Raw genomic sequence first — 21,768 nt, forward strand, 5'->3', positions numbered from 1 at the left:
GTTCTGGTACACATATGAAGATTCTTGTTGACCTGACATTTCTCGGTGACGGAAGAATTACTGGTATAGAACGGTTTGCCATAGAAATCTATAAACGTCTGTCTAATGGATTAAATATAGAATATGTGTGCCTACTACCTGCTGGTTATAATGATTTGAATAGCAATGTGGAAAATATCCATTTGCCATTTTCAAATAAATTTGTTTGTCATTTTTTGTATCCTGTATATATGCTAGGCATAGCTGCCGATGGATTATATTTGCCAGCATTTCCTGCATCTCCCTTTGTTTGGATTGCAGCATTGTTTCGGAAGAATTTTTCTGTTTATCGGGTGTTGCACGATGTAGTACCCTGGATACGGACCGAGACAATACCATGGAAGGCTAAATATTATTTTAAGCCAATGGAAGAGTATGGTTTGACGCGATATAAAAAAGTTTTTACGGTTTCTCATTATTCCGCTGAAAAGATTAAAAACATACTCGGCGTTAAAGTTGATAATATTCTTTATAATGGTGTGGCTTCAATTTTTCAGGATCAAGAATTTTCAGAGGGGGATAGAAAATTAAATTTATTGTCTGTTGGTACTATTGAGCCTCGAAAAAATTATAAATTCCTAGTGGATTTGTTAGGGGAGATATTATTATATAAGCCACAGGCGATGCTTGTTATCTGTGGTCGAAAGGGCTGGGGTTATGATGATTTGTTATCCTATGTGAAGAGTAAATCTTATCAAAAAAATATTAAAATTCGTGTTGATATTAGCGATATTGAATTGGCACAAGAATATAAGCAAGCAAGTATTTTTTTATACTCTTCGTTAGAAGAAGGGTTTGGCATTCCGTTGGTTGAGGCAATGGCAAAAGGTATACCAGTGGTTGCAAGTAGTGGATCAGCAGTAACGGAGGTTGTTGCTGACTCAGGGTTTTTGCTTGAAAGTAAAGATATAAGAGAATGGACTGATACTGTCAATAAGCTATTGGATGACTCAGATGTTTATGAGAAATACTCTTCTTTATCAGTTACAAGAAGCCAGGTTTTTACTTGGGAATCTACAGTGAAGACTTTGGAGAGAGAGTTTATAAATGAAAAATAAAGTTTTCCCGGTAGAAATCGATGATATACCTCTTAAAGATGTAACTTCTGGTATTATTGATGGTCGTTTGAATGGAGTTATTGTTACTCCAAATGTTGATCATATGTGTCGAATATATTCTAGTAATACTTTTCGTGATTTATATCGTCAAGCAAATTTGTGTGTGTGCGATAGTAAAATACTACAATATATCTCTATATTAAAGAGAAGGCGCATTAATAATGTCGTGCGAGGATCAGATTTAACCATTGATATATTAAAAGAATGTAAGGGGAGGAAGGTATTGATAGTAGGGTCGGATGAGAATCAAGCAGTAAAGGTGAAAAGAATATATGGTGTAAGTGAAGTAAACCTTGTGGTTCCTTCTTTTGGTTTTATTAATGATCCAGATGAATTTAATGCACTGGTTTACGAGATTTCTTCTATTGAATGGGATGTCGCTTTTTTTGCTGTTGGGTCTCCACAACAAGAAATATTAGCATTTGATGTGTTGGAAAATATGGATTGTCAGCAACGTACAATACTATGTTGTGGTAATGCTATAAATTTCGCTATAGGTAATGTGTCTCGTTCGCCAAAGTGGATGTCCACTATAGGTATCGAATGGTTTTATCGAATGATAGTGGAGCCACGACGTATGATTCCTCGTTATTTCAAAAACCTGATGATTTTTTATTATACTTTTGTCCGAGGTGCATAATGAATAAGAAAAAAATGTGCCTAATATGGCATGAGGCTGGAAATGATTTGTATCAGGATCGGTTTTCTGCTCTATCTAAGCTTTTTGATTTGAAAGTGTATGGACCACGAAAGTTTATGGGGAAAACTTTTCAAGAGATCTCAAAGAAAGAATGGTCATCAGCTCTTTTTGACTGTTTTTTGGTTATGCATTGGCTAACTTATTTTTCATATAAAATGATTAGATCTGTCAGAAAGGAGAGGTTTGATATTATTTATATACATGAAGAACCTCATTCTTTGTTGGCTTTTTTTATAGTGATATTTTGTCCAGCAAAAGTTAGGGTGCTAGAGACATCAGTTATTAATATGAAAGGAAACTTTAAAGGGTTTAATTTTCTTGAGAAAATAGTTTATAAAAAAATTGATGCTATTCTTCCAAAAAATAAAGAAGTAGCGCAGGTGTTGGTTGCTCGTGGAGCAGATAAAAATAAAATATATAGCCCTATTGGTAATGGTGTATCCAAAGAAACATTTGATGTTGTAGATAAAATTAAAGCCCGTAAAAAAATGTTTGGAGATTCTTTTGAAGGGAAATTAGTACTTGGTTTTGCTGGTCGTATTTGGCAACCAAAAGGGCTGGAGATATTAATTCCTTTAGCGCAAGAGAATAATTATAAAGTCATCGTTTGTGGTGGGGTGCTTGATGACTGGCTGCTGGATAAGTTAAAAAAATCAGGGGTACTTTATATTGGAGAATTGAAGAAAAATGAGTTGAATTGTTTTTATTCCAGTCTAGATATTTTTATTTTACCAAGTCTTAATACTCCATACTGGCGAGAACAGTTTGGACGGGTATGTGCTGAAGCTATATACTGTGGAACACCGGCTATTGGCTCAAATGTAGGGGGGATTCCTATGGTAATAGGAGAGCAGAATACGTTTGAGGCTGGAGATATTGACTCGTTAAGGGCGAAAATTAAAAACCTGCGAGATGATCAAATGAGGGTGGATAAATTACAAGAACAACATGAGCATGTAGTAGAAAACTTTTCATGGTCTGCTATTGCCAATCAAGTTGCTCATGTAGTTCGAGGCATTAAATGTTAGGATTTTTACCTGTTGATAAATCTGATCGTAATATAGCTATATGTGTACTAGCTGCGATATTTATGAATGCAGTTCTAGCATTTATAAATGCAAATATGTTTGGTTTAAACAGTAAAGTAGTGATTTTGGTTCAGTTGTTGGTGACAGCAATGAGTGTTTATGTTGTCTATAAAACAATGAATCAATTATCAATGCGCTATTTTGGGCGTGTTGTTGTATTACTGATGCTGATAATTGTAGTAATACCTATCAAATTAGGAGTATCTATACAAGGGGTGTATGGGCTTCTGATCGTTCCTTTATTTGTAATGCTTGGGTTGAATTATAAATCAGAAGATTATCAATTTGTTCGAATTTTACTTTTTGTGGTTTTTGGGTTGGCATTATTTGAAATATTTTTTACTGAATATTATGTGAAAATTTTTAACCCATTGGATTATTATGTATCTACTCGTGAATGGGCGGCAGGAGTTGTTGATAGAAAAGGCTTGGATCAAACAGACTTGGATACCGGGGATTTATATAGTGGAGTGTATCGACCAGGTGGAACTTTTACCGGCATATCTCATAGAGTTAGTTCTATTTTTATTGAACCATTAACGTTGGGATATTTTGGTTTTTTTGCTTTTTTATTCTTTTATGCTAAAAATAATTATAGAGTTAAAGGGATTTATATTGAGTTTTTGGTGTGTGTATGTTTGTCAGCTTTTTCTGATACTCGCATAGCAGTATTTTTTATATTTTTTTCTATAGTGGTTTCTAGACTCTCTGGTTTAATATCTTCCGCGTTGATTGTTATTTTGCCTATGCTGATATTTATTACACTTTTGTTAATCTACTTGGTTTTTGGAGATATGTTAACACGAGAATTGGAATATCGAATCAGTACCAGCTTTTTACCTATTATTAGCTCGGGCTGGGTTGAATTGATTAGTGGGCGGCTGGTAGTGCCTCCAGGGATGTCGGGAGGCGATAGTGGGCTGGTTTTAATTATTAATAGTGCTGGTATTTTAGGAGCCGCCTTTTTCTATTACTTGGTATTAGGATTGGCGAGTGGTTTAAAAGTTAATAAAATATACACACTGATGTTTTCTTTATTTTTTGTTGTAGCCACTCTCTTTGGTGTGTTGATCTTATCTATTAAGGCGGCTGCTGCATATGCTTTTTTTACCGGAATCATTCTGAAACGATGCCAGGAAAGAAATTCTTATGAATACAGCTAAAGTATCTATCATTATCTCTACTGCAGGCTCTGAGGAGCGGCGGCAACGTTTTATCGATGTACTGCAAAGCCTTCAAAGCCAAACTCATAAAAATATTGAAGTTTTCGTAGTGTGGCAAGGACAAGCAGAAGAAGATTTTTTTGAAGAATACCCTGATGTGAAATTTATTTTATTTCCTGTTCGTAATGTTTGCCGTTGCCGAAATGAGGGAGCAAAACAAGCTAAGGGAGATTATGTTTGGTTTGTTGATGATGATACAACAATTGCGGATAATCGACGATTAGAATACGGATTGTCTGTAATTTCAGAAAAATCTCTGGATTATATTGTTGCTAATGTGATATGTGAAGGCGAGCTGAAAGCACTTCAATCCCATGATCATGATTTTGAAATAACACCAAAGGTTCTACGTGGGGCTTTCTCGGAACCCGGTTTACTTTTTAAACGTGACTGTTTTATGGCAACAAAATTTGATGAAGGATTGGGAATTGGTTGTATTCATGGCTCTAGCGAAGGGTTCGATCTTGGAGCGAGATTAATTAAACTAGGCTATAAGGGCCAGGTTACTCATGACTTCAAATTAAACCATCCTCCAATAAAAGCCGATACTGATCAAAAAGCATTGCTTCACAGAGTGTTTTTCTATTCTATGGGAAATGCATTAGCTTTAGTCAAGAATGGTTATTATCGTATCTATTGTTATGAATTAATACGTTGTCTAGTTTACATTAGTATTGGAATTGTCAAATTTAATAGAAAAAAAATACGCACATATTCAGTCCGGTTTTTATGCCTTTTGGTTGGACCATTGGTGCCACAAGGAGATAGAATTTAATGATATTGAAAAAACTAGTAGCGAAGTATATTGGATATCGTCGATCTGCTGATATGAAACGATGGCTTGTGCGAATTCTTCCCAGTCCTGTTTTGAAAGTTATCAATAAATATCTAATTAATCTTGTGCCCAGAGAAATATATCAGTCGTCAGTTGTCTTTGTTCATGTTCCAAAAGTCGCAGGTACAACCATATCAAGAGCTCTTTATAAAAAATCAATAGGGCATCAAATGGCTGGCTTTATATATAAGACAGATCCTTCACTACGAACATCAAAAATATCAATTAGTTTAGTGCGAGATCCTATGGATCGTCTGTATTCTGCTTACCGATTTCTTAAATCAGGTGGGACTAATGATGTGGAAGTTGAATGTGCTGATTTTTATTCTGGATCAGATTTTAATGATTTTTCATCATTTGTTAAAAACTGGCTTAAGCCAAATTTCAATAATATATATAAATATGATTACGCTTTGTGGCCTCAAAGTTGGTTTATATTAGATGATAGTGGCAATAAAATAGTAGATAGAGTATATGCGATTGAGGATATTGATGAGCTTGAGCAGTACTTAAAAAACAATAATCATATAAGTGATGATATTGTTAGTTATAATGTTACTACTCAGAAAAAAATGGAAAATTACCTTTGTCAGGAAGAAAAAGAAGAAATAGAATTAATTGTTAAGGGGTTGTATGCAGATGATTATAACTTGTATTTACTAGCGAGAGAGAAAAAACTTTTGATTAGTGATTATGAAATGCGTTTGCAGAGATAGAATAAATGAACAGGATTTTCCTCAATACTATAATCAATGGCGTTCTTAGGATTGCTTCTGTTGGAATTACTTTTTTAATAACAGCTTTTGCTACTCGGCTGATGACACCTATAGAAGCAGGAATGTTTCTTTTTGCTCTTAGTCTTGTTACCGTTGGGTCTTCATTTTTTAGAATGGGACTCGATAACGTTCTGGTTCGGTCGTTTGGGGCGGAAGGTATTACTAATGAAACAACTCTCCGTTTTGCTAGGGGGTCAATCTGGGTGGTTATTTTGGTGGGTATTGCCTGCTTGCTTGGCCTGTTGTTGTCTGAAACAGTAGCAATTAATGTGTATGGAGATCATGCTTTTACACCAATTCTTCGGTATGTATGCTTAACTCTGCCATTTCTTACTCTGGTATGTCTTTTTGGTTTTTCATTTCAAGGTATTCAGCGGTTTTTTATTGCCAATGTTCTGCAAAATTTGGGTGTTAGGTTGTTGTTTGTTGTTTTTGCACTGGTTGTTTATTTTGATAGAGGAACGATTGATGCAAAAGCTGCATTTGAGCTGTTTATGTTTTCTTCAATTATTTTTTCACTATTGGCTGTTTGGTTATGGTATCGCCAGAGTGCGATAGACAAAACTATCATATTTGATGTTTTTCGAAGGCCAAAAGAGAGCTTGTTTGATGGAGAGTTATGGAAGTCCAGTTCAAATCTTTGGGTTGCAGCAACTATGATTTTATTGGTTCAGTGGTCTGCTAATATAACCGCAGGTTTTTTTGTTGAGCCTGAACTGTTTGCATATTTATCTGCAGCACAAAGAACAGCAGGTCTGATTAGTTTTGTATTAATTGTAATTAATATGACAGTCGCTCCTAGATATGCAAAGTTATGGAAGGCACAAAAAATAGAGGAGCTATCTAGCTTGGCTAGAAATTCTACGTTAGTAATGATTTTGGCTGCAATGCCTTTGTTTTTTTGTGCTATTTTCTTTTCAGACAAAGTGTTGCTGCTTTTTGGTCCTGAATATTCGGCGGGATCTCACTTGTTAATTATTATGGCGACTGGGCAGATGATTAATGTGGCTACCGGTTCTGTGGGGTATTTACTTAACATGAGTGGCCATGATAAAGATTTTCGTAGAATAACTTTGATTTCAGGCATTTCATCCATACTGATAGCAGTGGGAGCAACCTGGCAATGGGGTGTGGAGGGTGCGGCTTATGCAACTGCATTTGCAATAGCTATGCAAAATATAATGGCATTATTTATGGTTAAACGGCGACTTGGTTTTTTCCCATTGTTTGCTTGGCGATAACTTATTCAGGAGTTAAGTATGTTTGTTTCCGATAATATTATATTTCTGGAATTGCACAAAACGGCGTGCACTCATATTCGTGAAATTCTTATGGATGTCGTTGGTGGGAGTTTTATTGGTAAACATAATAAAGTACCACGAGCAATGATCGAAGAGAATGTTTCTTTTATTGGCTCTGTTAGAAATCCATTAGATTGGTATGTCTCTTTGTGGTCCTACGGCTGTGATGGAAAAGGTTCCGTCTATACTAATTCAACTAATGGTAATCGCTCAGTTATGGGCCTAGGCTGGAAGCAGGATGCCAAGGTTGCATTTAAGGAAGTTTGGCATCTGCGTAATAAAAATCAAAATGCCTGGGAGAGGGTATATTCCGATCGTAATAATAAGAAAAATTTCCGTGAATGGATTAGAATGATAAATGCTCCAGAATTTTATTATGATTTTGGAGAAGGATATGGAGTATCTGGTGCAGCAGAGCATATTGGATTATTGACATTTCGTTATCTGGATTTATTTTGTACTGCTAAAAATGAACGAGTCCCTCCATTTTTAAATCTTGCCGAAGTGGCAGATTTTGAACAGAAAAAATGTCTGATTAGAAATTTTGTCAGAAATGAGTCACTGGAAAAGGATTTATTGCAAGCTCTGGATGATTTGAATGTTGTGATAAAAGAAGAACAAAGGGAAAAAATTATTCAGAGGCCTAAGAGTAATACGTCAAAGCGAAGTGCAAACTATATTGACTATTATGATAAAGACACTATTGACTTGGTCAGAGATAGAGAGTCTTTGATTTTTGATAAGTTTGGCTATTAATCGATGAAATATTTCTTGTGTGTGGCTTCTGTTAAAATAAAAAATCAAGTTTTTCTTTTTAAGGCTTTCTAGAATTCGTGTGTTTTTTAAGAGTCTAAAGTAAAATCTATACGAATGTAGAGGATTATTGAAAATATGACGACAGAAAGAGATATATGGGTAGACTATGCCAAAGCTATTGGGATTTTGCTGATGGTTTTTGGGCATGCTGTACGCGGACTGGATAGTGCGGGTATAGCTATGCCTGAGTTTTATATGAATACTCTGGATTCGATTATATATAGTTTTCATATGCCGCTTTTTTTCTTTTTGTCTGGTATTTATATGGTTCATGTTTTTGATAAAAGAGGAGTTGGTAAATTTTTTGGAAATAAAATAGATACAATTTTATATCCTTATGTTTTATGGTCGTTAGTGCAAGGAGCAATAGAGTATTTATTTTCTGGATATACTAATGGTAGTGTTGAGGCTTGGGATATTTTTTCTATATGGATTCCGAGAGCACAGTTTTGGTTTTTGTATGCTTTGTTTTTTATTTTTGCTCTGGTTGGGATTGTTTATTATATTGGGGGGCGGAAGTGCTTGTGGTGGTTGTTTTTTGTTTCTATGATTATGATGATTTTTTCTGATTGCTTTTTAGGTATGTGGGTGATTTCTTCATATGCAAATTATCTTGTTTATTTTATGATTGGAGTTATATTTTCTTTTTATTCTAGGACATTGATGAATCTTGTAGGCGGTAAAAATTTGTTTTTCCTCCCGATGCTTGGGATTCTTTTTTTAGTCATGCAATGGTACTTTCATGTCTATCTTGGCTTTACTTACCTTGATAGGGGGGGGTTGTCAATGATAATAGCTTTCATATCTATTGGGTTTGTGATCTCTTGCTCTGTCTTTTTGTCAAAGTTTGATATTCCTGTTTTGTTATATATAGGTTCGATGAGTATGGTTATCTATTTGCTACATATTTTTGCTACTAGCGGAATAAGAATCATATTGGCTGCGGCCTTTGGTATTGATGATTTTCATATTCATGTTATTGCAGCAATGATGTTTGGAGTAGTTCTTCCATTGGTGATGCTAAAAATGGCCATATTTTTTAATATTAATTTTATTTTGAAACCTCCTAAACGATTTTTATTTGAAAATTTATTTTCAAAAAAATAACTGATCATTAATCATGCGCAGAATAAGATATTTGAATAGAATGAGGCTAAAATGAAGTATAGACCGGAAATTGACGGTATTAGGGCATTGGCAATACTGCCTGTTATGTTATTCCATGCCGGCTTTAATTTGCTTCCTGGTGGCTATGTTGGTGTCGATGTTTTTTTTGTGATCAGTGGTTTTTTGATTACAACGATTTTAGTAAATGATATGGATTCTGGTCGATATAGTCTGATTGATTTTTATGATCGCCGTATTCGACGAATATTTCCGGCATTGATTGTTGTTCTGATCGTGACAAGTTTGCTGGCAGTGTGGCTAATGCTACCATCTGATATGGATGCATATCTTAAAAGCCTAATGTTGACTGTTGGATTTTCATCCAATATTGGCTTTTGGATGGAAAGTGGTTATTTTGATTCTGACTCAGAATTAAAGCCATTGCTCCATACTTGGAGTTTAGCAGTAGAAGAGCAGTATTATGTTTTCTTTCCGCTAGTTTTACTTTTTATATTTCGGCTTTCTGGTAGAAAGTATTTGTCGGGTATTATATTGGTTGGTATTTTGGGTAGCTTGATATTTTCTCATTGGTTAATACAAAGAGCTCCATCAGCTACTTTTTTTCTACTTCCTGGAAGGGCTTGGGAATTACTGGCAGGGGCATATCTTGCAGTCAATATAGATAAAATACGAAATTTTCCTTGTAGAGTAGTAGCGCTGTTGCGATGGATTGGTGTTGTATTAGTAGTAGGAACTATGTTGATTTACAACAATCAAATCTTATTCCCTGGACTTGCGGCAATACCACCAGTGATTGGGACGGTACTCTTGATTGGCTGTGTTTCTTCAGCGGATATCATAGGAAAGTTACTATCCTCCCGTTTTATGGTCAGTGTTGGATTAATTAGTTACAGTTTATATCTCTGGCATCAGCCGGTTTTTGCTTTTGCACGATATTATTATAATGCAGAGCCACCAGTGCTAGTTATGTGTGAATTTTTCATTATTACCGTGGTTGCTGCTTACCTGAGCTGGAAGTATATTGAGTTGCCATTTCGGGACCGGAAAAGATTTTCAAGAAAATATGTGTTTTCTCGTTCTGCAGGTTTATCTGTTGGTGTTGTGGGGTTGGCAGGGCTGGCTCTTACTGTGCCCATGCACGAGAAGTTATGGAATAGAATGCATGATGAAGTACAAATAAAAACTTATAATCTTTATAAGGATATAACTGATTTAAAAATAAATCGTGATAATGAAGATTGTATTTTTAATGTATGGGAAATAAATGAATTGGTGGTAAATAGATTGAATGATTGTTATCAAAAATATGGGCCTGGAATTGCTATTTCAGGTGACAGTCATAGTGTTAATACTTTTGATATGTTTAAATCTGTTTATACAGGATATCCATTTGTTTTTGGAACAACCAAGGGTGGTTGTCGAGTCCAGGATATGGGTTCTGAATGTCCTTATCTGGAGTTTGTGAAGTTGATGGAAAGTGATCCGGATATTTTTGAAGTCGTTATTTTTGAACAAGCCGGATACCAATTGTTCAGACCAGAAGGTATGTTGCATGAACGTGCTGTCTTTAATAGGGTTCAAGCAGAAGGCAGCATGGGAATGCTTTCTATCGATTTCAATGCTATCGATTTGGTCCTCGATTACTTGGAGTTGTTTTCGGAAAAAACTAAAGTAGTGTGGTATGGGCCTAGAATAGAGCCACATTTTTCTATTAATTATATTGTCAACAAAGGGTGTGACTATTCATTTAAGTTACGAAGAGGTCAAGAAGAAAATTTTTTACGGCTTGAGCGAGAAATTAAAAATAAAATATATGAGAGAAAATCTATTTTATATCACTCTCAAATGGAAATATTTTCATTTGATCCAAAAAAAGATATAGTTAGTTGTGATTTTATATACTGGCGTGATGGTGATCACCTTACCCTCGAAGGTATTAAGAATTTCGGGGAACGAAGTTTGAGTGATGAGAAAACAGCACTATGGTTGGATGAATTGTTGTTGAGATAGTTTTTTAGGTGTGAATTACTTTTTAGGATGGCTTTTGTCGTTAGGAAATTGTCTTTCATTATAAGGAATTGACTGGCTGAGTTGTGATCAAATTTTGAGTTGGTTTTAATATATTGTGCTGAAATGAAGGTGTAGAGACAAGCGTTGGTTGTTCGTTAGTGTTTTATGCTAAAGCCTTATTTGGAGTTGCTATCGTGAGCTGTTCTATAGTCAATGATGGAAGGAGTTATGCTTTTAAATGTGTGTTGTTGAATTTTTTTGAATAGTCATATAATTTTGTGACAAAGACCAAAAATTAAATGTTAAATGACCGTACAAGGAATTTATTTATGATCCCCGTCATCATGGCCGGTGGCTCCGGCACTCGTTTGTGGCCTCTGTCTCGAACGGCCTACCCCAAGCAGTTTTTGAAGCTGAGTGGGCAATTAACCATGTTGCAGCAAACGGCGGCACGCCTGGATGGCTTGTCAAATCAGGATCCTGTGGTGATTTGTAATGAAGCGCACCGTTTTCTTGTGGCGGAACAAATGCTGTTGGGTGGTAAAAAGACATCAATTATTCTTGAACCTGTTGGCCGTAATACGGCACCAGCGATTGCATTGGCTGCATTGCAGGTGTTGAAAGATTTACCTGATGGTGAAGATGCGCCGGTACTACTAATTCTGGCTGCTGACCATGTGATTCAGGATATTGAAGCATTCCAGTCTGCGGCAGAGCAGCTGCTGCCGGCCGTAAAAGCAGGCCAGTTTGGTACTTTGGGTATTGTTCCCACTGAAGCGGCGACGGGATATGGTTATATTCAGGCGGGAGCGGAAGTTGACGGTGGTTGCCTGGCAGTACAGCAATTTGTTGAGAAGCCAGATGCAGCAACAGCGCAAGCATACTTGGATGCCGGAAATTATTTCTGGAACAGTGGCATGTTTATGGTGCGGGCCGATCGTTATCTGGAAGAACTGGAGCGCTTCCGTCCGGATATTCATGCTGCCTGTGTGAAAGCGATGTCAGCCACGGCAGAAGATATGGACTTTGTTCGGGTCGATGCTGAATCCTTTGCGGAATGCCCGGATGAGTCCATTGATTACGCCATTATGGAGCCACTGTCGGCTTTGGATGGCGATGAGGCTCAGGTTGTGGTTGCACCCTTGGATGCTGGCTGGAGCGATGTGGGTAGCTGGTCTGCTCTCTGGGATATTGCTGATAAATGCGAAAACGGTAATGCCACTCTGGGCAGCGGTGACGTTATTCTGGAAGATACCACCAACAGTTTTGTCTATAGCGGTGCTCGCCTGGTGACGACATTGGGCCTGGATGGTGTGGTTGTGGTCGATACACCGGATGCCTTGTTGGTTGCCAGTAAAGACAAGGTGCAAGAAGTCAAAAAAATTGTGGCTCAAATCAAACAACAGGGGCGCTCCGAGTTCGAACAGCACCGGGAAGTTTATCGCCCTTGGGGTAAATACGATTCCGTCGATAATGGCGAACGTTACCAGGTTAAATGTATTACGGTTAAGCCAGGTGCAAAATTATCGGTCCAAATGCATCATCATCGGGCTGAGCACTGGATTGTGGTATCTGGTACGGCAAAAGTAACCAATGGTGAAGAAACGTATCTGGTGACAGAAAACGAGTCCACCTATATTCCTATTGGTCAGGTGCATGCACTGGAAAACCCCGGTGTGATTGAGCTTGAAATGATCGAAGTACAGTCCGGATCGTATCTTGGAGAAGACGATATCGTACGGTTTAAGGATTTGTACGGCAGGGCTTGATGTGAAATAGAAATAGGGGGACTTGATTTTTAATGTAAGGTTTTTTATATATGGATATTTTATGAAAAGAGATCTTGGTATTGATATTATGCGTGTGATTGGACTTTTATGTATCGTCCTTGCCCATGTATCTCCCCCTTATTTTGTTTTTCAGTTGAGGAATTTTGATGTCCCTTTGATGGTTTTTGTGTCAGGGGTTTCTTATTTTCTTTCAGGTGGTATGTCTGGAAGCTATTTGAAATATTTCATAAAAAGATTGAAAAGACTAGTGGTGCCAGTTTGGATATTTTTTGCTTTTTATTTTATGTTTTTTATTGTGGTTTTAGAGCAGTCATTTACCTTTCGTCAATTATTTGGAACATTATTTCTAACGGGTGGTATTGGGTATGTTTGGATAATAAGAGTGTTTCTTTTGATGGCAATTTTAGCGCCCGTAGTCATTTATATTTCTAAAAGATTTGAAATTAATTTGCCTTTTATAGGTTTGTTTTTAATTTCTCTTGTTCAAGTTTTGTTTTTTTGTTTTGATGGTTATTTGCTTGATGGTTTGGGGAAAATATTTTCAGTATTAATTCTTTATACTCTTGGTTATTTGGGGGTTTTTGTGCTTGGGTATTGGGTTGCAGCAGTTGGTTCAAAGAAATTGATTTATGCTTTTTTATGTTCTTTTTTGGTTTTTAGTTTTTCTTTCTTTGTAAATTATGAAGGAGGGTGGGTTAATACTCAGAGCTATAAATATCCTCCACAGTTAATGTATCTTTCCTATGCTATGTGTGTGAGTTTTGTTCTGTATATTGTTAGGTCTTATATGTCGCATTTTTTAATTTTTTTGAAAATGGAAATGTTTGTTGGATTTGTGTCAGGGAACTCTATATGGATTTATCTCTGGCATATTGCCTTTTTGTCTGTATATGCGTTGTCTGAGTACGAATGGGGTGTGCGTTATTTCGGTGTGTTAATTAGTAGTATAATTTTGGTTTATATACAGGTTTCTATTGTTGACTTTCTTGAAGCTAAAGTGCCCAGTTGGAAGAAATATCTTAGATATTTGAAAGGATGATTTTTTAGGGTTGGTATTATTAATTAATTTTGGAATAATGAGAGATATTTTCTACTGAAACTACAATATTGGGGTCATTTATGTTATCAAACACTGTACTTGCTCAGAGTGGTATCCAGTTTGGCACCAGTGGCGCTCGTGGTCTGGTTGAACAATTTACTGATCCGGTGTGTGCCGCGTTTACACAGGCCTTTCTGCATGTAATGAAGCAGGAGTTTACTGTTGAGCGGGTGGCGCTGGGGATTGATCGCCGCCCCAGTAGTCCAGCAATGGCTGCTGCGTGTGCTGCGGCTGCCGTGAAATTGGGTGTCGAAGTCGATTATTATGGCGTGTTACCTACGCCAGCGCTGGCTTTGCAAGCCATGCAGGATGGTGTTCCAGCTATTGTGATTACGGGTAGTCATATTCCTTTTGACCGTAATGGCATCAAGTTTTATCGCCCGGATGGTGAAATCACCAAGGTGGATGAGCAGGCTATTTTACAGGCTGAGGTTGAGATTCCATCGGTATTGCCATTGTTGCCAGACGAATCGGTTAAAGCGCGTCAATTGTATATGGAGCGTTATACACACTTGTTTGCGGCAGATTTGCTACAGGGCAAGCGTATTGGTTTGTATGAACATTCCGCCGCCGGCCGTGAGCTGAATGCAGATGTACTCAGAAGTCTGGGGGCTGAGGTGATTTCCCTGGGGCGCACCGATACTTTTGTGCCCATCGATACCGAAGCTGTCTCTGAGGAAGATCAACAACAGGCGCTGACCTGGTCAGCTGAATACAAGCTGGATGCGATTTTTTCAACCGATGGTGACGGCGATCGCCCTTTGATCGCAGACGAGCATGGTCATTGGCTCCGAGGTGATATTCTTGGATTGTTGTGTGCTCGGGCGTTGAATATCCAGGCGTTGGCGGTACCGGTCAGTTGTAATACCGCGATTGAAAAAAGCGGTTCATTTGCTGAGGTAAAACGTACGCGTATTGGTTCGCCCTATGTGATTGAGGGGATGGCGGATTTGGCAAAGCAATTTGACCGGGTTGCGGGTTTTGAAGCCAACGGTGGATTTTTATTACAAAGTGCCGTGGCTATGGAGAATTCAGTTATTGCTCCACTGCCCACTCGTGATGCGCTGTTGCCTGCACTGATGTTGCTGGCCGGTAGTTCATTGCAGGGCAAACCAGTCAGTGCGTTGTTGGCTGAATTGCCGGAACGCTTTACCGCCAGCGATCGCATCAAGGATGTACCAACCACTAGCAGTAAGGCATTAATTGCCGATTGGGCCAATAATCTTGATGCGATGCTGGAGTCATTGCATTTGCCCGGTGAGGCGATAACGGTGGATACAACCGATGGTTTGCGGGTTACCTTGTCTTCTGGTGATATTGTGCATTTGCGGCCATCGGGTAATGCGCCAGAATTACGTTGTTATGCCGAGGCAGATGATTATATAAAAGCGAAGGCATTGGTTAACCAGTGTCTGGAGCGAGTACAACGGATTGTTAGTGGGTAGGTTGTACTCGTGTCGCTAACGCTTGTTGGCTTGATAAGTTTATTTATTGTTTATGGAAAATACTATGAAAATTGCCATTGCAGGCACGGGTTATGTCGGGTTGTCCAATGCCATGTTGCTGGCCCAGCACAATGAAGTTGTTGCTCTGGATGTGATTCCAGAGAAAGTCGAGATGCTGAACAGGAAGCAGTCTCCTATCGTGGATGCTGAGATTGAGCATTATCTGGCCGAAAAACCGCTGAACTTTCGTGCGACGCTAGATAAACAAGAAGCTTATGCTGATGCCTCTTATGTTGTGATTGCAACACCTACGGATTACGACACGGCAACCAACTACTTTAATACCTCTACGGTAGAGAGTGTGGTTCGGGATGTGATGGCAATCAATCCTACCGCTGTGATGGTGGTAAAATCGACGGTTCCAGTAGGCTTTACGAAGCGCTTGAAGCAGGAATTGAACTGCACCAATGTGATTTTTTCGCCAGAGTTTTTACGTGAAGGCAAGGCACTGTACGATAACCTGTATCCTTCACGGATTATTATCGGTGAGCGTTCTGAACGTGCCCAGGTGTTTGCCAAATTGCTGTCCGATGCCGCGATCAAGCAGGATATTAATGTACTGTTTACCGATTCAACCGAAGCGGAAGCCGTGAAGTTGTTTTCCAATACGTATCTGGCGATGCGTGTAGCGTATTTTAATGAGCTGGACAGTTACGCAGAAACCCATGGTCTGAACACCCGTCAGATTATCGAAGGGGTTGGCCTTGACCCTCGAATTGGCTCTCACTACAACAATCCATCATTTGGTTATGGTGGTTATTGTTTGCCGAAAGATACCAAGCAGTTGTTGGCCAATTTTGAAGAAGTACCAAGTAATCTGGTGAGAGCCATTGTGGATGCCAACAGAACTCGTAAAGATCATATTGCAGACGCTATCTTGCGACGGAATCCCAAAGTAGTTGGTATTTATCGTTTGGTGATGAAGTCGGACTCAGACAACTTCAGAGCGTCGGCGATCCAGGGCATTATGAAGCGTATCAAGGCCAAGGGTGTTGAGGTTGTGGTTTATGAACCGGTGCTTCAAGAAGAGCATTTCTTCCACTCTCGGGTCATTCGTGACTTGGATGCGTTCAAGCAGACATGTGATGTGATTGTGGCGAATCGCTTGTCAGCGGATCTTGAAGGGGTTGAAGACAAGGTGTACACCCGGGATTTATTTGGTGGGGATGCTTGATCAGTAACCATTGGTTTTTATTAATATTGCAAAACTCGGCTAACGGACTAGCCAGCAGGACATCTGAATAAAAAAGATCGTACCGTTTGGGGTGATGTCCTTTTGGGTTGTCCCAGGGAGGGAGAGGGAGAATGTACCATCTTCAGCATCACGGTGCCGTGTCTGGTGTAACAGGCTCTTGTCACCGATTGACTGTCGACAGCGGGGAGTCGTTACTGGTCGACTGTGGCTTGTTTCAGGGAGCTGAGGCGACAGCATCCGGCGAGCCGGACAATGAACAGGATCGTACACGTATTGGTTTTGAGGTAGGCAGTGTCCGGGCATTACTGGTCACGCATTGTCATATTGATCACGTTGGGCGTATTCCTTATTTGCTGGCGGCTGGATTTGATGGGCCAATCTATGCAACTTCAGCGACCGGTGAATTGCTGCCGATGGTGATTGAAGATGCACTTAAAGTCGGGGTGACTCGTAATCGTTCGATTATCGATGGGGTAGTCGGTGCGCTGGCGTCGCAACTGGTACCGATGGATTATGATCACTGGTTTGATGTTGCGGGTTTTGAGCAGTCTTCAGCACCGGTGAAGGCCCGTTTTCGGGTGGCCGGGCATATCCTCGGGTCGGCATATATTGAGTTGGATATTGGTACTGAGAGCTTGGCTTGTGATCGCAAGCGAGTCATTTTTTCCGGTGATCTGGGGGCACCATATTCCCCGTTATTACCGGCTCCCAGGGCCCCTTATCGAGCTGATACCCTGATTATTGAAAGTACCTATGGTGATCGTCTCCATGAAAGTCGTCGGCTCAGGCGGCAACGATTGCAGGGGGCGCTGGAGCATTGTTTGCAAGATGGCGGAAGTATTCTGATTCCGGCATTTTCGATTGGTCGCACCCAGGAATTGCTGTATGAGCTGGAGGATATTTTCTACCGAGTGAACCGGTCTGCTGCTGAGCCTTCACTGTTGCATGAATATCTGGATGTGATTATTGATTCACCCCTGGCGGCTGAATTTACACGTCAGTATCGCCGTTTGAGTCGCTTGTGGGATGCGGAGGCGCGAGGGCGTTTGGCGCGAGGTCGTCATCCATTGTCATTTGAGCAATTATTGACGATTAATTCCCATGAAGAGCATCTACAAACGGTAGACTACTTGCGGCGTACTGGCAGGCCAGCAATTGTAATTGCTGCCAGTGGCATGTGTGCTGGCGGGCGTATTGTGAATTACTTGAAAGCGCTGCTGCCCGATAAACGCACAGATGTACTGTTTGTAGGCTATCAGGCCAAAGGGACACCCGGGCGGGATATCCAGTACTGGGGGCCGAAAAGAGGGTACGTGGTTTTGGATGGAGAGCGTGTAACCATTCGAGCCAATGTTCAGACCTTGTCGGGGTACAGTGCCCACGCGGATCAGCAAGACTTGATCAACTTTGTCAGGCGGATGCGATATCCGCCGTTGGATATCCGGATTGTGCATGGCGACTCCGCTGCCAAGCAGGCACTGAAAAGCCGGTTACAGACGGTGTTGCCTGATGCCAGAGTGGTTATAGCGGCAGTTGCGGAGTAACTCGTCTTTCAGGAGAGTGAGGATTTTTCTGGAGGATAATTTCCTGGGCTGTGGTCAGGCGCACGATGTGTGTGTCAGAAAATAGCTTCCGTCAGTGTTTTTGGGTGCTGCTACTGGACTGTCTGAGGAAGAATTGATGTTGTTGCTGTTTTAAAGTGATGGACACTTCACGGTGTAGTCAGGATAATTTTGCTAGCTGCACAGGGTGACGACTGTAAGATTGATGTTGTTTTCCATGTGATGGCTGGAGTGGATTGGACGGGCCGTTAAAGATAGCAGCCTGGGTGTAGGTAGGTAAAAGCCCGGGTACGGAGAAGTAGGTAAGCAGTAAATCAGAAGTAGATGGATAGACATGGTTATGGATGTGTTCAGATTGAGTCAAACAATGTTAATGAGAGACGTGTGATGACAGCTCAGGGAATGATTCGATCGTATCAAAATACTTATAGCGCTCTGTTTCGTTTATTGGATGTTGTGCTGATCCTGGGGCTGTTACCACTGTGTTTGTGGGCTTACAGCCAGCCCATGACCTCCGTGTATGTGTCGACTGGTTTGCTGGCAGCCGTGGCTTACTTGTTGATGGCTGAATCATTTGGGGTGTATCGGTCCTGGCGTGGCACTTCGGCTCTGCGTATTCTTTCTGTTGCAGGGGCGGTGTGGCTGATGGTTTGTGTCGGTTTGATGGCACTTGCCTTTTTTGCCAAGGTAACGGCTGATTATTCCCGAGTGGTGATGGGGGGCTGGATGTTGTCCAGCCTGCTGTTGTTGATGCTGTGGCGCTTGGGATTTGGTCGTTTCCTGGGGTATTTGCGAGCCAAGGGGGTTAACACCCGCCGAGCAGCCATCGTTGGTGTTAATGAATGTGCCCTGGCCATGCGCGAGCAATTGGAATCTATCCCTGAGCTGGGTTACGAGTTTGGTGGTTTCTTTGATGATCGCAGCAGTAATCGGGTACTGGAAGAGTATCCGGACATTAACTTGGAAGGCCGCATTAATGAATTGATCACCCGCACGCGTAACGGCGAGTTCGAGGTGATTTTTCTGGCGCTACCGCTCAAGGCTCAAGGTCGCATAGATGAAATTTTGCAGCATTGTGGGGATACCACCGCATCTGTTCATCTGATACCAGACTTTTTTACCTACAATCTGATTCATGCTCGCTTGAGTGAGGTGGGCAACATGCAGACTATCAGTGTTTACGATACCCCTATCTTTGGTTTTAACGACGTCCTGAAGCGCCTGTTTGACGTGACGTTTTCTCTTTGTGTGTTAAGTGTGATTGCTCTGCCTATGCTGATTATTGCTGCTGCGGTAAAGTACACCTCGCCCGGCCCTGTGATTTTCAAACAATACCGATACGGATTGGATGGTCGCAAGATTCAGGTGTGGAAATTCAGAAGCATGAGTGTGATGGAAAATTCCGATACCGTTGTTCAGGCTCGTAAAGGGGATGCACGGATTACCCGTGTTGGGGCATTTATACGCAAGACATCCTTGGATGAACTGCCGCAGTTTATCAATGTGTTGCAGGGACGTATGTCAGTGGTTGGGCCTCGCCCCCATGCAGTGGCTCATAATGAAGAGTATCGCAAGCTGATCCCCTATTACATGCTGCGTCACAAGGTGAAACCGGGGATCACTGGGTGGGCGCAGATTAACGGCTACCGGGGTGAAACAGACACGCTGGATAAAATGTCTGGCCGCGTGGATTATGACCTTGATTATATTAGAAACTGGTCACTGTGGATGGATGTCAAAATTGTGTTTTTGACCTTTTTCAAAGGTTTTACCGGTAGTCATGTTCACTGATTCGACCCTTTGTGGGCGCCTCGATTCCATGCCAGGTATTATTATGCGATCGAGGTGCAGGAGCGATTGGATGTCAATGACATTTCTTGTGTTATCACTTTTAAGTGTGACGTGTTTTTGACTGGAGTCACTCTCTTTCATATATTGTTCACATCCCGAACGTAGACTCACGGTCAGTGCTTGTTTTGTAAAAGCAATGGATAGTGAGTGAAGTTTTGTCGGGATTGGGTTGGTTTTTTCGATAATTAATCATTGCACCCAACCTCTGAAGACAAGGTGTGGTAGTTTGGTTTTGGTAACGATGCTGTTGGAATTTTATGAACGACTGGGTTGTTTTGTTGCGTGATACCAGAGAATGGCCTGTTCTTGTGACGGCACTGGCAAGAGAATTGTCGATGAGTCGTGTTTTGGAGTGAATGGGAATTTGCTCGCTGTTAATTTCTGTAAGTAACGGTCATAATTGCCCGAATTTTGGACGCCAGAGACTCTGGCAGACGTAAAACTTATACAAGCCAGTTATGAGAGGATTGATATGAAAGCTTGGCAGCTACCTTTGTTTGCAATGGCGTCCGTGAGCACGACGGCATATGCAGTTCAACCAGATGGAATTATGCTTGGAAGTGGGGTGACATTGCTGCCTGGTGTGGAAGTATCCATCAGTGACGATAGCAACATCTATCTGCAAGAAAACGATGAAACAGGCTCAACAATTACCACGATCCGGCCTAATGTTGGCTTGGCGGCAGACTTGGGCGCTACTCAGCTGGCGGCTTATTATGAAGTGGAAAGTGCTTCCTACGATGCCGACTCCGATGATAATTACCTTGATCAGTTGCTGACTTTTGGAGGCGCAATCGAAATGACGTCCCGTCAGGAACTGGGATTGAATTTCTCTCTGAATAAAGGCCATGATCCACGTGGTTCTGGCTCATTGGAAGGGCAAACTGTAATTGACCCCAGTGTGTACAAGGATACAACGATCGATGGTTACTACACTTATGGTGCAGACAGCGCGTTTGCCAATGTAACTGTGTATGGGACTATGTTTAACAAGGAATACTCCAATAATGCCTCAGCCACCGACGATTTGAACTATGACAAAACAACAATTGGCGCTGAGCTGGGGTTGAAAGTCAGCTCTGCAACACGGGTTTTATTTGAGTTACGTAATGCGACTCTGGCCTACGATACTGATACAGCTATCGAGGAAAAGGATGGTAGCATTATGACGCTGCTGGCCGGTGCCAGTTGGGATATTGCCGGTAAAACAACTGGTAATGTGAAAGTTGGTACCACAACTCGCGACTTTGATGGTGAGGATGTGGATAGTGATAGCCGCTTTGCTTGGGAGGCAGGTATTACCTGGTCTCCTAAAACGTATTCTGTACTGAATTTCACCACTAGTGAGTCAGCGAAAGAGACTACCGGGCCAGGCAACTACAATGCCAATCAATATACCAAGTTGAGTTGGGATCATACTTTTTCTCCCCGATGGGCTTTGAATGCCAAGTTATCTCTGAACAAGGATAACTTCGTAGTGGCCAGTGGTGATGATGAAGATCGTCAAGATACGACAACGGCTATGGGTGTGACAGGAATTTTCTCGCCAAATAAAATGCTGGATGTAACTGCTGGTTTGGAAAAAACGTCTCGAAGCTCCGATGCTTCTGGCCTTGATTATGAGCAGCAAGTCTTATCAGTGGGTCTTAACTTGGCATTCTGAGTTAACACCTCTTGAAGCTTGTAAATCATCGGTCAGTTTTATGGCCGGTGATTTTTTTGGTTAGTTGTT

The 21,768-nt window shown here is 40.7% G+C and carries 17 protein-coding genes; all 17 read left to right on the plus strand.

The genetic code is table 11. From position 1 onward, the window contains the following. Nucleotides 1-14 precede the first annotated feature (14 nt). The 17 genes from Q4551_RS03400 (at nt 15) to Q4551_RS03480 (ending at nt 21,699) form a co-directional block, all read left to right on the plus strand. Entirely contained in the window at nt 15-1,097 is a 1,083-nt protein-coding gene (locus Q4551_RS03400; protein ID WP_303431803.1) for a glycosyltransferase family 1 protein, read from the plus strand. Next, nucleotides 1,087-1,797 carry a WecB/TagA/CpsF family glycosyltransferase gene (locus Q4551_RS03405; RefSeq protein WP_303431804.1) on the plus strand — a complete coding sequence of 237 codons (711 nt, stop codon included), beginning with the start codon at nt 1,087-1,089 and terminating at the stop codon, nt 1,795-1,797. Before Q4551_RS03400 ends, Q4551_RS03405 begins: the two co-directional genes overlap by 11 nt. Continuing rightward, the gene (locus Q4551_RS03410) at nt 1,797-2,885 is read left to right on the plus strand and encodes a glycosyltransferase family 4 protein (RefSeq protein WP_303431805.1); all 1,089 of its coding nucleotides are present in this window, start codon (nt 1,797-1,799) and stop codon (nt 2,883-2,885) included. The genes Q4551_RS03405 and Q4551_RS03410 overlap by 1 nt, the downstream gene beginning before the upstream one ends. Further along, a complete protein-coding gene (locus tag Q4551_RS03415) occupies nt 2,879-4,108 on the plus strand; it encodes a hypothetical protein (RefSeq protein ID WP_303431806.1) in 1,230 nt (409 codons plus the stop codon). The genes Q4551_RS03410 and Q4551_RS03415 overlap by 7 nt, the downstream gene beginning before the upstream one ends. Next, entirely contained in the window at nt 4,095-4,943 is an 849-nt protein-coding gene (locus Q4551_RS03420; RefSeq protein WP_303431807.1) for a glycosyltransferase family 2 protein, read from the plus strand. Before Q4551_RS03415 ends, Q4551_RS03420 begins: the two co-directional genes overlap by 14 nt. Beyond that, nucleotides 4,943-5,719 (plus strand): sulfotransferase family 2 domain-containing protein, encoded by a 777-nt coding sequence (locus Q4551_RS03425; protein ID WP_303431808.1) that lies wholly within the window; start codon nt 4,943-4,945, stop codon nt 5,717-5,719. The genes Q4551_RS03420 and Q4551_RS03425 overlap by 1 nt, the downstream gene beginning before the upstream one ends. A gap of 5 nt (nt 5,720-5,724) precedes the next feature. Continuing rightward, nucleotides 5,725-7,020, plus strand: coding sequence for an oligosaccharide flippase family protein (locus Q4551_RS03430; RefSeq protein WP_303431809.1), 1,296 nt, complete (start codon nt 5,725-5,727; stop codon nt 7,018-7,020). An 18-nt stretch (nt 7,021-7,038) separates the two neighbouring features. Beyond that, nucleotides 7,039-7,836: a sulfotransferase family 2 domain-containing protein gene (locus Q4551_RS03435; RefSeq protein ID WP_303431810.1), complete on the plus strand. Its 798-nt coding sequence runs from the start codon at nt 7,039-7,041 to the stop codon at nt 7,834-7,836. Between the two features lie 135 nt (nt 7,837-7,971). Then, nucleotides 7,972-9,003: an acyltransferase gene (locus Q4551_RS03440; RefSeq protein WP_303431811.1), complete on the plus strand. Its 1,032-nt coding sequence runs from the start codon at nt 7,972-7,974 to the stop codon at nt 9,001-9,003. A 51-nt stretch (nt 9,004-9,054) separates the two neighbouring features. Then, nucleotides 9,055-11,034 carry an acyltransferase gene (locus Q4551_RS03445; protein WP_303431812.1) on the plus strand — a complete coding sequence of 660 codons (1,980 nt, stop codon included), beginning with the start codon at nt 9,055-9,057 and terminating at the stop codon, nt 11,032-11,034. Between the two features lie 329 nt (nt 11,035-11,363). Beyond that, nucleotides 11,364-12,803 (plus strand): mannose-1-phosphate guanylyltransferase/mannose-6-phosphate isomerase, encoded by a 1,440-nt coding sequence (locus Q4551_RS03450; protein WP_303431813.1) that lies wholly within the window; start codon nt 11,364-11,366, stop codon nt 12,801-12,803. Nucleotides 12,804-12,864: 61 nt separating this feature from the next. Continuing rightward, nucleotides 12,865-13,863, plus strand: coding sequence for an acyltransferase family protein (locus Q4551_RS03455; protein ID WP_303431814.1), 999 nt, complete (start codon nt 12,865-12,867; stop codon nt 13,861-13,863). An 80-nt stretch (nt 13,864-13,943) separates the two neighbouring features. Then, the gene (locus Q4551_RS03460; protein ID WP_303431815.1) at nt 13,944-15,368 is read left to right on the plus strand and encodes a phosphomannomutase; all 1,425 of its coding nucleotides are present in this window, start codon (nt 13,944-13,946) and stop codon (nt 15,366-15,368) included. Between the two features lie 64 nt (nt 15,369-15,432). Further along, entirely contained in the window at nt 15,433-16,602 is a 1,170-nt protein-coding gene (locus tag Q4551_RS03465) for a nucleotide sugar dehydrogenase (protein ID WP_303431816.1), read from the plus strand. Nucleotides 16,603-16,733: 131 nt separating this feature from the next. Continuing rightward, nucleotides 16,734-18,167: an MBL fold metallo-hydrolase RNA specificity domain-containing protein gene (locus tag Q4551_RS03470; protein ID WP_303431817.1), complete on the plus strand. Its 1,434-nt coding sequence runs from the start codon at nt 16,734-16,736 to the stop codon at nt 18,165-18,167. A 405-nt stretch (nt 18,168-18,572) separates the two neighbouring features. Then, nucleotides 18,573-19,976, plus strand: coding sequence for an undecaprenyl-phosphate glucose phosphotransferase (locus tag Q4551_RS03475; RefSeq protein ID WP_303431908.1), 1,404 nt, complete (start codon nt 18,573-18,575; stop codon nt 19,974-19,976). Nucleotides 19,977-20,508: 532 nt separating this feature from the next. Then, the gene (locus Q4551_RS03480) at nt 20,509-21,699 is read left to right on the plus strand and encodes an outer membrane beta-barrel protein (RefSeq protein WP_303431818.1); all 1,191 of its coding nucleotides are present in this window, start codon (nt 20,509-20,511) and stop codon (nt 21,697-21,699) included. Nucleotides 21,700-21,768 lie beyond the last annotated feature (69 nt).

It is taken from the genome of Oceanobacter sp. 5_MG-2023 (genome assembly GCF_030548165.1).
Classification (GTDB): Bacteria; Pseudomonadota; Gammaproteobacteria; order Pseudomonadales; family Oceanobacteraceae; genus Oceanobacter.

Coding starts and splice junctions, on each gene's coding strand:
- Q4551_RS03420 (WP_303431807.1), top strand. CDS start 4,095: ATGAATACAGCTAAAGTATCTATCATTATCTCTACTGCAGGCTCTGAG.
- Q4551_RS03435 (WP_303431810.1), top strand. CDS start 7,039: ATGTTTGTTTCCGATAATATTATATTTCTGGAATTGCACAAAACGGCG.
- Q4551_RS03440 (WP_303431811.1), top strand. CDS start 7,972: ATGACGACAGAAAGAGATATATGGGTAGACTATGCCAAAGCTATTGGG.
- Q4551_RS03450 (WP_303431813.1), top strand. CDS start 11,364: ATGATCCCCGTCATCATGGCCGGTGGCTCCGGCACTCGTTTGTGGCCT.
- Q4551_RS03480 (WP_303431818.1), top strand. CDS start 20,509: ATGAAAGCTTGGCAGCTACCTTTGTTTGCAATGGCGTCCGTGAGCACG.
- Q4551_RS03400 (WP_303431803.1), top strand. CDS start 15: ATGAAGATTCTTGTTGACCTGACATTTCTCGGTGACGGAAGAATTACT.
- Q4551_RS03430 (WP_303431809.1), top strand. CDS start 5,725: ATGAACAGGATTTTCCTCAATACTATAATCAATGGCGTTCTTAGGATT.
- Q4551_RS03460 (WP_303431815.1), top strand. CDS start 13,944: ATGTTATCAAACACTGTACTTGCTCAGAGTGGTATCCAGTTTGGCACC.
- Q4551_RS03465 (WP_303431816.1), top strand. CDS start 15,433: ATGAAAATTGCCATTGCAGGCACGGGTTATGTCGGGTTGTCCAATGCC.
- Q4551_RS03470 (WP_303431817.1), top strand. CDS start 16,734: ATGTACCATCTTCAGCATCACGGTGCCGTGTCTGGTGTAACAGGCTCT.
- Q4551_RS03410 (WP_303431805.1), top strand. CDS start 1,797: ATGAATAAGAAAAAAATGTGCCTAATATGGCATGAGGCTGGAAATGAT.
- Q4551_RS03475 (WP_303431908.1), top strand. CDS start 18,573: ATGACAGCTCAGGGAATGATTCGATCGTATCAAAATACTTATAGCGCT.
- Q4551_RS03405 (WP_303431804.1), top strand. CDS start 1,087: ATGAAAAATAAAGTTTTCCCGGTAGAAATCGATGATATACCTCTTAAA.
- Q4551_RS03425 (WP_303431808.1), top strand. CDS start 4,943: ATGATATTGAAAAAACTAGTAGCGAAGTATATTGGATATCGTCGATCT.
- Q4551_RS03455 (WP_303431814.1), top strand. CDS start 12,865: ATGAAAAGAGATCTTGGTATTGATATTATGCGTGTGATTGGACTTTTA.
- Q4551_RS03415 (WP_303431806.1), top strand. CDS start 2,879: ATGTTAGGATTTTTACCTGTTGATAAATCTGATCGTAATATAGCTATA.
- Q4551_RS03445 (WP_303431812.1), top strand. CDS start 9,055: ATGAAGTATAGACCGGAAATTGACGGTATTAGGGCATTGGCAATACTG.